The organism is Maribacter cobaltidurans (genome assembly GCF_002269385.1).
GTDB lineage: Bacteria > Bacteroidota > Bacteroidia > Flavobacteriales > Flavobacteriaceae > Maribacter > Maribacter cobaltidurans.
Genome location: NZ_CP022957.1, coordinates 3,092,065 through 3,104,895, shown reverse-complemented (window position 1 = coordinate 3,104,895; position 12,831 = coordinate 3,092,065). Strand labels below are relative to the sequence as shown.

The window sequence follows — 12,831 nt, the reverse complement described above, 5'->3', positions numbered from 1 at the left end:
ATTTCTATACTTAAGTTTTGTATCTTTTAGGTATCTAAAAGACCAACTTTTTTATTCATGAAAAATCATTTTATTCGGTTCATCGCAATATTGGCAATAGTTGCGATGACTAATGCTTGTAACACCGAAACCAAGAACGAAACAACCAACCAAGCCTCTGAGATCAAATTTAATATTCCCGAAGGGTTTACCTTGGAGGAAATATATCATCCAAGCAACAATGGGCAGGGTTCATGGGTAGCGTTAGCGCAAGCGGATAATGATCAAATATACGCCTGTGATCAATATGGTAACATCTACCAATTCAACGCACCCAAAATTGGAGAAACACTGTCATCAAAAAATGTAATTCCTTTAGAACTTGAAATTGGTGAAGCTCATGGACTTCTATGGGCCTTTAACAGCCTTTATGTAGCTGTGAACAAAAATTGGGATGACGAAATACCAGATGAGGAAGAAAGAGGAAGTGGTATTTATAGGATTACCGATGCTGATAATGATGGTGCTCTTGACAGCATAACGATGTTGTTAAAACTTGATGGCGCCGGAGAACACGGACCGCATAGTTTTGTTCTATCGCCAGACGGTACGGAAATTTATTTTATTGCCGGAAATCATACTCTAATTCCAGAAACCGTAAAGGAGAATAGCCTTTTGCCTACTAACTGGGATGAGGATAACCTTTTTCCTCCATATCTAGATGCCAGAGGTCATGCCAACGATATAAAAGCACCGGGAGGCTGGATTGTCAAATTCAATGAAGACGGTACCGATTGGGAGTTGATTTCGGCCGGGTATCGAAACCCCTTCGATATGGCTTTTAATAATGACGGGGAACTTTTTGCCTATGACGCAGATATGGAATGGGATATAGGTATGCCATGGTACCGCCCTACACGTATTAATCATGTTACAAGTGGCAGCGAATATGGTTGGCGCACCGGATCTGGAAAATGGCCTGCCTATTATCCGGATAATCTTCCCGCGGTTCATAATTTGGAACAGGGATCACCTACTGCAGTACTTTCGGCGTCTACACTAAATTTCCCATCCGAATATAAAAATGGTCTTTTCGTTATGGATTGGAGTTTTGGTACGGTGTATTTTATCGATTTAAAACCGAACGGAAGTTCTTACACGGCCGAAAGGGAAGAATTCTTATCGGGAACTCCCCTACCCTTAACAGATATGATTGCTGGGCATGATGGCAATCTTTACTTTGCTACTGGAGGTCGACGATTGGATTCACACCTATATCGCTTGAGATATACAGGCGCAGAGAGCACTGCCGTCCTTGCAAAAAGCGAAGCCGATAAATCCAAAAGAAATCTGCGCAAGCAATTGGAACAATTTCATAAAGCCACAGGTCCAGAAGGGGTAACATTGGCTTGGCAGCATTTGAACGAACCCGATCGTTTTTTACGCTATGCCGCTAGAGTTGTATTGGAACATCAGCCTGTAAATAGCTGGTTAAAGAATTATACCAATGAAACGGATGCCGTAAAAATCATTGAGGCTAGTATCGCTCTAACCCATCAAGGGGATAAAAAATTACAACCACTTATTTTAAATAAGCTTCAACAAATAGACATCAATGCATTGCCAGCAGAAAAGCAAATGGACCTTTTACGCGCTTATTCCTTGAATTTTATACGTATGGGACCTCCCTCTAAAAATGAAGGAGCTGCAATTATTGATAAACTGAACCCGCTATTTCCAAATTCGAACAATTCAATTTCCAAAGAACTTGGACAAATTTTGTTGTACTTAAATGCTGATGGAATTATCGAAAAACTGGTGCAACAACTTGAATACCACACCGAAAACAAAACAGTAACCGAAGGGGTTGAAATGCTTTCGGAAGAAGCTTCATTACGAAGTGAGCAATACGGACCATTAATTAGGGACGTTATCGAAAAAATGCCACCGAGCGAGGCTATTTACTATGGGATGCTTTTGAGCAATGCAAAAGAGGGTTGGACCAAAGATTTGCGCAAACGTTACTTTCTTTGGTACTACGATGTATTGGCCGCTAATGGAGGTATGAGTTTTAAGGCCTATATGGAAAATGTTCGCCAAAGGGCCATGAATAACGTACCTGATGACCAGCGTCCCTATTTTGAGGAAATTTCAGGCTCCTATTCCCCAACCAGTGTCATGGAAGACCTACCCCAACCTATTGGACCCGGAGGAAACTATACGGGCGGTGACATGGGAGATATTGTTTGGGGCGATGATGGACTCAATAATTACAAAGGTACTATTGAAGACGGTAAAAGGGCTTTTGCGGCAGCCACCTGTATTCTTTGCCATAGAATTAGAGGCGAGGGCGGAGCGACAGGCCCAGACTTAACACAAGCACATACCAAATTTGGAACTTATGACCTTTTATTCGCCATTTACAGTCCCAACGACGAAATTTCGGATCAATATGCCAATACCTTATTCCACCTTGAAAACGGAAATAAAATTGCCGGTAGAATAAAATCCGAAACGGAGGAAGAAGTTGTTCTAATGCCCAATCCATTTAACGAAACGTACACGACTACCCTTAACAAGAAAGAGATAACAAAAAGGGAATTATCCCCAATTTCTCCTATGCCATCAGGACTATTAAATCACTTGGGCAAAAAAGAAATAGTAGATTTAATTGCGTATATAAATGCTGGTGGCGACGAAAACCATGAGCTTTATACGGAATCAAAAGAAAAATAATCCAAACCTAATTCAGAACACTACATACATGAAAGAAATATTGACCAAATTACTATTAGTAAGTTTTATCATCATCTCACCAAATTGCTTTGGACAGGATGCATCAAATACAAAATCTCAAGCAGAAATTATTCCCGTTTCATTTTATGAAGGACTGGAATGGCGGAACATTGGTCCCGCACGTGGTGGACGTTCCCTAGGCTCGGCCGGTAGTCCAAGCAGACCCAACGAATATTATTTTGGAGCTACCGGTGGAGGATTGTGGAAAACTACTGACGGCGGCAATGTATGGAAACCTGTTACGGATGGCCAAATTAACAGTTCGTCCGTGGGTGCCGTAGCTGTAGCGGAGACCAACCCAGACATCGTATATATTGGAATGGGTGAGGTACAGCTGAGGGGAAGTATTACACAAGGGGATGGTGTATATAAATCAACAGATGCCGGTGAAACTTGGAAGCATTTGGGTTTGGAGGAAACTCAGGCCATTGCTAGAATCCGGATTCATCCTACAAATGCAGACATTGTTTATGTGGCCGCTCTGGGACATCCTTATGGTGACAATGAAGAACGTGGGGTATTTAAAAGTGTCGATGGAGGTGAGTCTTGGAAAAAAGTATTATATATAAGCCCAAAAGCAGGTGCCGTAGATATGATAATCGATAGAAACAATCCAGATGTACTCTATGCCAGCACTTGGCAGGTACAAAGAAAAGCTTGGAAAATGTGGGGTGGTGGACCGGATTGTAAATTATGGAAATCTACCGATGGAGGAGAAACTTGGACCGATTTGACCAAAAACCCTGGTATGCCAGAAGGTCCTATTGGTAAAATTGGTGTTACGGTTTCCCCTGCTGACTCCAATCGTGTATGGGCCATTGTTGAAGCCAATGAAGGAGGAGTCTTTAGATCCGATGATGCAGGTAAAACCTGGGAGCGTACCAATGATGAGCGTAAACTTAGACAACGCGCCTTTTACTATTCCAGAATTTATGCTGACCCTATAGACAAAGAAACCGTGTACGGCCTCAATGTGGATTTTTGGAAGTCTACTGATGGTGGAAAAACCTTTGATACAGAAATAGAAGTACCTCACGGTGACAACCACGATCTTTGGATCGACCCAAATGACCCTAATCGGATGATATCTTCCAACGATGGTGGGGGAATCGTTAGTATCAACGGAGGAAAGACCTGGACGGAAGAAGACTATGTAACTACACAATTGTACCATGTTATGGCCACCAGTGATGTACCCTATCATGTGGCGGGTGCCCAGCAAGATAATAGTACGGTGGCCGTACCAAGTGATGGATGGGACCATATGCAGGCCCGCGGTCCCAATCATGGGTGGTATTATGCCGTAGGTGGTGGGGAAAGTGGTTGGATAACACAACATCCTGAAAATCCGGATATTTTTTATGCAGGCAGCCAAGGGGCCTTGCTGACTAGATATGACAGAAGCAATGGGCAATCACGGGACATACAGGTATACCCAAGATTTTTTTCTGGAGAACCGGCAAGTGCCTTGCCGGAACGTTGGCAATGGACCTTCCCCATTATGTTTGCCCCTCAGGATTCTAACGTAATGTATACGTGTTCCCAACATGTTTGGAAAACAACGGACGACGGCCAGTCATGGGAAAAAATCAGTCCAGACCTTACCTATGCGGACCCTTCCACACTTGATAAAACCGGAGGTGTTATTACGATGGACATGAACGGACCTGAGATTTATGCCACGGTGTTCGCTCTTGCCCCATCAAATCATGACATCAATACCATTTGGGCCGGTTCTGACGATGGTAAAATACATATCACCAGGGATGGCGGCAAAAATTGGGAGGATATTACCCCAGAGGGTTTGCCAAAATTTTCGAGGGTAAGTATTATTGATGAGTCGGTTCATAACCCGGGAACCTTATATGTTGCGGCCAACCGATATCAGGTGGACGATAGACAGCCCTATGTTTTTAAAACCCATGATTACGGAAAAACATGGACCAAAATTATAAATGGCATTTCCGACGGACATTTTGCAAGGGCCGTTAGGGAAGATCCGGTAAGGGAAGGCCTATTGTTCCTAGCTACCGAGCATGGTGTCTATTTTTCCCTGAATGATGGTGAACTATGGCAAAGTCTTCAACTGAAACTGCCGGATACACCGGTTAGGGATTTGGTCGTTAAAGACAACGATGTAGTTCTTGGCACTCATGGACGCGGTTTTTGGATATTGGACGATATACAACCTTTAAGACAGTATGCTCCTGAAATGAAAGAACAGGATGCCGTTCTTTTTCAACCTGAAAATGCTATCAGGGGAGTTACCAAAGCTAATGTTCAATACTATTTAAAGAGTCAGTTGGATACCATTACATTCGAAATTTATGATGCCAAGGATAATTTGGTAGATAGCTTTTCGGGAAGTAAGCCAGAATATAAGGAAGACCCCAACATTCCAAGTTGGCAAAGGGGCGGTTCCACCAAGCCAACTACCGCACAGGGTTTAAATACGTTTACTTGGGATTTACGATACCCGGGGGCTACCACATTTGATGGAATGATCATTTGGAGCGCCAGACCAGCAAGAGGACCAAAAGCACCATTGGGTACCTACAAGGTGAAAATGAAGACAGGGGATTATGAAAAAACATATTCCTTCAACGTTGAAATAGATCCCAATTTAAAGGGTATTACCAAAGAAGATTTGGATGAGCAGTTTGAACTGGCCAATAAGATAATGAACAAAACCAGCGATGCGAACAAGGCGGTTATTAAAATTCGGGAAATGAAATCATACCTTGAAGACAACAAATCGAAATTCACATCGAGGGAATATGCTAGAACCGTAGTTCCATTTATGGAAAAATTATCCGAAGTGGAGGAGGAACTGTATCAGGTAAAAAACCAGTCCGGCCAAGACCCGTTAAATTTCCCTATAAAGTTGAACAATAGATTGGCCTCGTTAAGGAGAAGTGTAGAGTCTGGGGAAGCCAGACCAACCGATGGCGCTTACAAGGTATACGAAGAATTATCGGCTGATCTTAAAGTACAATTGGATAAATTGAACAAAATAGTATCGAACGACAAACCCAAGGTCAATAAACTTTTAGCTGATAAGGGATTAAAAGAACTGGAATAACATTTCATATTGGTGGGGGGAATACTAGTGGCTTCGGTAAACAAATGACTATTTTTGTTCGGAATAAATGGATACGCACAAAATGACCAAGACCAAAATAGCACCATCTCTTTTGGCAGCAGACTTTGGAAATCTGCAGCGTGATGTTGAGATGGTCGAATCCAGCGCGGCAGATTGGCACCATATTGATGTTATGGACGGAGTTTTTGTCCCCAATATTTCATATGGAATGCCCGTAATCAAGGCCATTCAGAAATATGCAACCAAACCTTTGGATGTACATCTGATGATTATTGACCCCGATAGATATATCGATAGTTTTGCAGAATTGGGAGCCGCCTCCCTAACAGTTCATTACGAAGCTTGTACACACTTACACAGAACCGTTCAGGCTATCAAGGCCAAGGGGATGAAAGCAGGCGTTGCCTTAAATCCGCACACCAATATTAGTTTGTTGGAAGATATCATAAACGATATTGATATCGTATTGATAATGAGTGTTAATCCAGGATTTGGGGGACAATCCTTTATTGAGAATACCTACCAAAAAATAAAGTCATTAAGGGAACTCATAAAAAGAAAAAAAGCCTCGGCACTAATAGAAATCGATGGTGGTGTAACTACGAAGAATGCAAAACAATTGACGGATGCTGGCGCCGATATTCTTGTGGCCGGAAGTTTTGTTTTTAAAAGTGATAATCCTACTCAGACCATTTCTGACCTAAAAAAAGCGGCCGATTACCAATAAGGTTAAGGCGGCCCATTTGCAAAAAGCTAAAAGGACCACCTTTTGTAAAACCTAAAAACAAACTAATACTGTTCCAAAAGGTACTTTATCAAATCCGTGGTGGTTACAATCCCGACCAAGGTTTCCCCATCTACCACAGGGAGCGCATGGAACTCATTATGCGCTAAAATTTCAGCCACTTCCTTAATTGTAGTATCGGAAGAAATACTCTTAAGATTTTTGGCCATCACTTGAGAAATGGTGAACATATTGTAAACAACAGTTTCCACTTCTGAATCATCTTCGTAAGCACCATCGGCGAAACTAATCCGAAGCAAATCCGTCAAGCTCAACATTCCAATAATTTTATCACCTTCTACCACCGGAATATGGCGGATATTGTTTTCTTTGAATAAACGTTCTGCGGTATCCAGTTTATCAGTACTATTAAGTGTAATGATATTTTTTGTCATAATCGTTGATACGGGCACTCTATGTCTAAGACTCATAACTTTGGTTTTAAATGATATTTAAAGTTCCGATAAAACGAACACATTGAGCATGATAAAAATCATAAATGAAAGTATTTTAATTCCATTTTCAATTCCTTTAGCGAGGACGTTTCTTATCTAAAATAGCTAGTTTTGCACTACTGATAATAAAGTCTATTTTAATCAATTAAGTAGGGATGGGATTATTTGATATTGTAATCATAGGAGGGGGACCAATTGGCATTGCTTGTGGGTTGGAAGCACAAAAAAAAGGATTATCCTATATTATTTTGGAAAAAGGGCCTATTGTAAATTCCTTGTTCAATTACCCAACCAATATGCAGTTCTTTTCGTCCTCGGAGAGATTGGAAATAGACGAAATACCATTTATTAGTAAAGAGGCCAAACCGAAAAGGGACGAGGCATTGGAATACTACCGAAGAATCGTAACTTCCAATAAGCTCAACATACACTTGTTCGAAAAAGTTCTTGATGTTGAAAAAGTTGACCAAACCTTTCAAGTAAAAACGAGTAAAGGTGCATATGAGGGCAAAAACGTCATCGTGGCCACAGGTTTTTATGATATTCCCAATTTACTAAACGTGCCAGGGGAAGATTTGGACAAAGTAGCCCATTACTATGGAAACCCCCATTATTATGCCGGTCAAAAAATTGCCGTAGTTGGCGCCAGTAATAGTGCCATAGATGCGGCCTTGGAATGTTGGAGAAAGGGTGCTGAAGTCACTTTGATTGTTCGCGGACCGGAGGTTGGTCAGCGGGTCAAATATTGGGTAAGACCCGATATTATAAACAGGATCGAGGAAAAAAGCATAATGGCCTATTTTAATAGTACCGTGAAGGCCATCCATGAGGATTCCATAGAAATCATCAATGAAGATGGAGAAACCCTGAGTTTACCCAACGATTTTGTCCTGGCCCTAACCGGTTACAAGCCTAATTTTAAATTTTTAAAAATGTTGGGAATCCATATTTCAGATGATAAGAAAAGACTACCGGAATACAACCCTGGAACTATGGAAACCAATGTTAAAAATCTTTATTTGGCTGGTGTAATATGCGGTGGCATGGAAACCCACAAATGGTTTATTGAAAATTCAAGAATACATGCCAAAATGATCGTTGCCCATATTCTTGACAAAAACCATAAATAACATTTTTAATTCCAACCTCCTCCCAAGGCAAGATATAAGTTCACCACGGCTTGTAGCTTATTATTTTTCGTAGAGATAAGGTCCAAATTTGTATTCAGCGCATTTTGTCTTGCGTTCAATACTTCAAGATAATTAGCCAAACCATTATCCAATAGCTCTTGGGAATATTCCCGAGCCATGGTATAAGCTTCATACTCCTTTTTCTTCACTTCAATTTTTTCCATAGCCGCTTGGTAGGAATAAAGTGCATCGGATACTTCCTTAGAGGCGTTCAGCAAGGCATATTTAAAATCCAACATAGATTGTTCCTGTTGGGCCTGGCTCACTTCATATTGTGTTCGTATTCTTCTACCATTGAATAATGGCTGTGTAAGTCCTCCTACAATGGAAGCAAACAAGGAATTAGTATCGAACAATTTATTGAAATCCAAACTTTGAAGCCCTCCATTGGCGGTAAGGGTAATGGATGGATAAAAATTACTTCGGGCAACATTGGTAAGTTCAAAAGCATTTACAAGACCATACTCGGCGGATATAACATCGGGCCGGTTCGCCAAGAGTTGGGCGGGTACCCCAATACTCAGTGGTGTATTTATTTTTTGCTCTTCCAAGGTACTTCTTACAATTTCCTTTGGTTCATCACCTAAAATCAAGGACATGGAATTTTCCAAAAGCTTTACTGAATTTTCCAAGTCGATCAACAATGCCTGTGCCGTATACAATTGGGCCTCCGTTTGTTTTACGGCGACCTCAGTAACATTTCCCGACTCTTTTAAAGCTTTGGTAGTCTCCAATCCGCTGGAACGGGTTTCTATGGTCAGTTTTGTAATCTGGATTTGCTCGTCCAAAGACAATAGTTGATAATAGAGAGAAGCTATATTTCCCACCAAGGTACTTTTCACCGCTTTATGGGCGGCGACCGATTGTAGGTAACTTGCCTCGAAAGCCCTTTTATTACTTCTGATTTTACCCCAAATATCGGCCTCCCAAGACAGTCCACCACTTACCTCGTATTGATCCAACCTACTAAAAAGACCTCCAAACTGACTATTCCCGGAAATCTCCGTATGGGTATATTTTGGGTTGAGATTCAGGGTAGGAAAATAGCCGGCCTTTCCCTGTTTTAAATATGCTTCCGAAGTCAAAATGCGTTGAATGGCCTTTCTAATGTCAATATTATTTTGAAGACCTTCTTCTATATAACCTTGTAGATATGGGTCTGTAAACAATTCTTTCCATGAAATTGTTGCCAAGGAAACACTATCTCTTTGTAGGGAATCCGTTCTAAAATATTGTGACTCCAATACCACATCCTCCGGTCTTTCATACGTCTTGGCAGAAAAGCATGAAACCAAGATTATTGGCAAAAATGCCGTAAAACCAATTTTTATATATTTTGACAATCGCATACTATACTAATTATTCTGTTTTTCTACCGTTTCGAATTTTGGCTCTCCGGATATTTTTTCCTGTAACCACTGAAAGAAAATGAATAAGGTGGGAATAACGAAGACACCTATTACGGTACCAATGAACAAACCACCCACGGCGCCAGTACCAATAGATCTATTCCCTTCTGCCCCTACTCCACCTGCTAGGGCCAAGGGCATCAATCCCAATATGAAAGCAAAGGAGGTCATTAAAATTGGGCGTAGTCTTGATTCTGCACCTTCCACGGCAGCATCAAGGATTGATAATCCTTGCTTTCTTCTCTGCAGGGCAAATTCCACAATTAAAATCGCATTCTTGGCAAGAAGACCTACTAACATGATCAAGGCAATTTGGAAGTAGATATTATTTTGAAGTCCGGCCAATTGCGTAGTCAAATAGGCACCAAAAACACCTAACGGCAACGACAGCAATACAGAAAAAGGTATTAGATAACTTTCATATTGCGCCGCAAGCAGGAAATACACGAACACCAATGACAATAGAAAAATAGTCGTGGTCTGGTCTCCGGCATTCACTTCTTCACGTGTCAGGCCGGAATACGCAATTGAAAACGTTGTCGGTAGGGATTTGGCCACTTCTTCCACGGCCTTTATAGCATCTCCCGAGCTATATCCTGGATTCGTGGCGGCCGTAATCTTCGTGGAGTTGAACAAATTAAACCGTGTTACGGATTGTGGTCCATACACCCTTTCCAAACTGATAAATTCCGTAATGGGGGTCATGACACCTTCGGAAGTTCTAACGAACATTTGGTCCAGATTGTCGCGATCCGCCCTATCCTCTGGAAGTGCCTGAACATACACACGGTACTGTTTACCAAAACGGGAAAAATCCGCAGCAAAGATACTCCCGATATACCCCTGTAGGGTGGCAAAAATACTACTTATGGATACCCCAAGTTCCTTGGCCCTTGGCACGTTTATTTCAAGTTCATATTGCGGATATCCCGTATCAAATGAGGACTGCGCATATTGAATTTCCGGTCTTTGGGTCAAGTTGGCAATAAATTCCTTGTTCACCTTATCCAAATCCGTGAAAGAACCACTGGCGCGATCTAATAAATTTACCTCTACACCCGAGGAACGTCCAAAACCTGGAATACTTGGAGGGGCAAAGAATACTATATTAGCTTCAGGAATCGTTGCCGCGGCTCCAAACATTTTTGCTGTTATGGCCTCCATGGACAACGAATCTGCTCCCCGCTCGTCCCAATCCTTTAATCGAACAAAACCCAGACCGTAATTGCTGCCTGCACCTCCCAAAAAGCTACGTCCCTCAATAACTGAACCATCCAAAACCCCTGGTATCTGCTTGATTTTGGAATACAACTCTTCATTGACCTCATGGGTTCTGTCAATGGAGGAACCCGGAGGAAGCTCAATGTTCATAAATACAATACCGCGATCTTCATCGGGAACAAAACCAGTTCTAACCACACTGGATGACCACCAAATACCAACAAAGGCCAAAACAAGAATAAATGCGGTTACCCACTTATGTTTGTACAGAAAATGAACGGACCGGCCATATTTTTGGGTAGTCGCCCTAAAACCGCTATTAAACGCATCGAAGAATCGCTGTTTAAAATTTTTCTTTTTTCCTTCATCCTCCTCTGTATGTGGTTTTAAGAACAATGCACAAAGTGCCGGGCTCAAGGTAAGCGCATTAATTGCAGAAATGATGATGGCCACAATCAAGGTTACCCCAAATTGCTCATAAAATACCCCTGTAGGTCCCGTGACAAAGGTTACCGGTATAAATACGGCCGCCATGACCAGAGTGATGGATATAATCGCTCCCGATATTTCATTCATAGCCGTTACTGTTGCCTGTTTGGCATCCTTGGCTCCCTTGTCCAATTTGGCGTGTACCGCTTCCACAACAACAATGGCATCATCCACTACAATACCAATGGCCAAAACCAAGGCAAACAAAGTCAACAAGTTGATGGAATAACCAAAAAGATTCAAGAAGAAAAATGTTCCAATTATGGAAACCGGAACGGCAATGGCAGGAATGAGAGTAGACCTAAAGTCCTGAAGAAAAATAAAAACGACGAGGAATACCAACAAAAAGGCCTCTACCAAGGTACTGGCCACTTTTTTTATAGAAGCGTTCAAGAAATTATTGGTGTTGTAGGGTACAAAAATATTGATACCCGCCGGAAGGTCTTCCTTGATCTGTTCTAGCCTATTTTCAATTTCAAGAATTATTTCCCTGGCATTAGATCCCTTGGTCTGATAGATTCCCATGTTTACGGCCGGATGACCTGACGTCATGGAACTTGCTGCATACGACTGGGCCCCTAATTCTATTTCGGCAATATCTTCAAGCCTCAGAAATCGTCCATTGTCCAAAGCCTTTACTACAATATTACTGTACTGGTCCTGAGTTTTAAACCTTCCCCCATATTTTATTACATAGCTAAAGGCTTCCCCATCATTCTCGCCTAATGATCCAGCTGCTGCTTCTAAACTCTGTTCATTTAAGACGGCTACCACATCCGAGGGTATTAATCCATAGGCCGCTAATTTTTCGGGTTGCAACCAAATTCGCATGGCATAGTCCTTGGAACCGAATACATTGACATTACCAACTCCATTTACCCTTTGAATCTCCGGAATTACATTTATTTTAAGGTAATTCTGCACAAAGGTTTCATCATAATCCGGATTGGTACTGTAAAAGGACATGAACATCAGCGCACTGGTCTGTTGTTTTTGTGTAGTAACGCCGGTCTGTATTACGGCCTGTGGTAGTTGTGAATTGGCCCTAGCTACTCGGTTTTGCACGTTTACCGCCGCGATATCAGGACTTACATCTTGGTCAAAAAATACGTCTATAGTGGCCGTACCGCTATTGGTAGCCGTGGATGTAAGATAGGTCATCCCTTCCACACCGTTAATTTGTTCCTCCAAGGGAATAATTACACTTTCCAAAATGGTCTCGGCATTCGCACCGGGATAGTTGGCACTCACACTAATGGTAGGAGGCGCAATATCCGGATATTGGGTAATGGGCAGTGAGGTAAGACCCAACAATCCCAAGATGACGATAATAATCGAAATTACGGTTGAAAGTACTGGCCGTTCAATAAACTTTTTTAGCATATTCTAATGTGTTTTCAGTAGT

7 protein-coding genes are annotated in these 12,831 nt (G+C 41.8%); 4 read left to right on the top strand and 3 right to left on the bottom strand.

Features of this window, described 5'->3' with window-relative positions; genetic code table 11:
- Positions 1–57: 57 nt before the first annotated feature.
- The 3 genes from CJ263_RS13690 (at position 58) to rpe (ending at position 6,605) form a co-directional block, all read left to right on the top strand.
- Positions 58–2,715, top strand: coding sequence for a c-type cytochrome (locus CJ263_RS13690; RefSeq protein WP_094997790.1), 2,658 nt, complete (start codon positions 58–60; stop codon positions 2,713–2,715).
- Positions 2,716–2,743: 28 nt separating this feature from the next.
- Positions 2,744–5,857, top strand: a complete 3,114-nt coding sequence (locus CJ263_RS13685) for a VPS10 domain-containing protein (RefSeq protein ID WP_094999254.1) — start codon at positions 2,744–2,746, stop codon at positions 5,855–5,857.
- Between the two features lie 82 nt (positions 5,858–5,939).
- Positions 5,940–6,605: a ribulose-phosphate 3-epimerase gene (gene rpe / locus CJ263_RS13680; RefSeq protein WP_094997789.1), complete on the top strand. Its 666-nt coding sequence runs from the start codon at positions 5,940–5,942 to the stop codon at positions 6,603–6,605.
- Positions 6,606–6,667: 62 nt separating this feature from the next.
- Here the strand turns inward: rpe and CJ263_RS13675 are convergent, their stop codons facing one another.
- On the bottom strand, positions 6,668–7,093 hold the full coding sequence (locus CJ263_RS13675; RefSeq protein WP_094997788.1) for a CBS domain-containing protein: 426 nt from the start codon (positions 7,091–7,093) through the stop codon (positions 6,668–6,670).
- 179 nt (positions 7,094–7,272) lie between these two features.
- Between CJ263_RS13675 and CJ263_RS13670 the strand changes: the two genes are divergently transcribed.
- The gene (locus CJ263_RS13670; protein WP_094997787.1) at positions 7,273–8,247 is read left to right on the top strand and encodes a YpdA family putative bacillithiol disulfide reductase; all 975 of its coding nucleotides are present in this window, start codon (positions 7,273–7,275) and stop codon (positions 8,245–8,247) included.
- 5 nt (positions 8,248–8,252) lie between these two features.
- Here CJ263_RS13670 and CJ263_RS13665 read toward each other — a convergent pair whose 3' ends face one another.
- On the bottom strand, positions 8,253–9,656 hold the full coding sequence (locus CJ263_RS13665; protein ID WP_094997786.1) for an efflux transporter outer membrane subunit: 1,404 nt from the start codon (positions 9,654–9,656) through the stop codon (positions 8,253–8,255).
- 6 nt (positions 9,657–9,662) lie between these two features.
- The gene (locus CJ263_RS13660) at positions 9,663–12,809 is read right to left on the bottom strand and encodes an efflux RND transporter permease subunit (RefSeq protein WP_094997785.1); all 3,147 of its coding nucleotides are present in this window, start codon (positions 12,807–12,809) and stop codon (positions 9,663–9,665) included.
- Between the last annotated feature and the right edge of the window lie 22 nt (positions 12,810–12,831).

Coding starts and splice junctions, on each gene's coding strand:
- CJ263_RS13690 (WP_094997790.1), top strand. CDS start 58: ATGAAAAATCATTTTATTCGGTTCATCGCAATATTGGCAATAGTTGCG.
- CJ263_RS13685 (WP_094999254.1), top strand. CDS start 2,744: ATGAAAGAAATATTGACCAAATTACTATTAGTAAGTTTTATCATCATC.
- rpe (WP_094997789.1), top strand. CDS start 5,940: ATGACCAAGACCAAAATAGCACCATCTCTTTTGGCAGCAGACTTTGGA.
- CJ263_RS13675 (WP_094997788.1), bottom strand. CDS start 7,093: ATGAGTCTTAGACATAGAGTGCCCGTATCAACGATTATGACAAAAAAT.
- CJ263_RS13670 (WP_094997787.1), top strand. CDS start 7,273: ATGGGATTATTTGATATTGTAATCATAGGAGGGGGACCAATTGGCATT.
- CJ263_RS13665 (WP_094997786.1), bottom strand. CDS start 9,656: ATGCGATTGTCAAAATATATAAAAATTGGTTTTACGGCATTTTTGCCA.
- CJ263_RS13660 (WP_094997785.1), bottom strand. CDS start 12,809: ATGCTAAAAAAGTTTATTGAACGGCCAGTACTTTCAACCGTAATTTCG.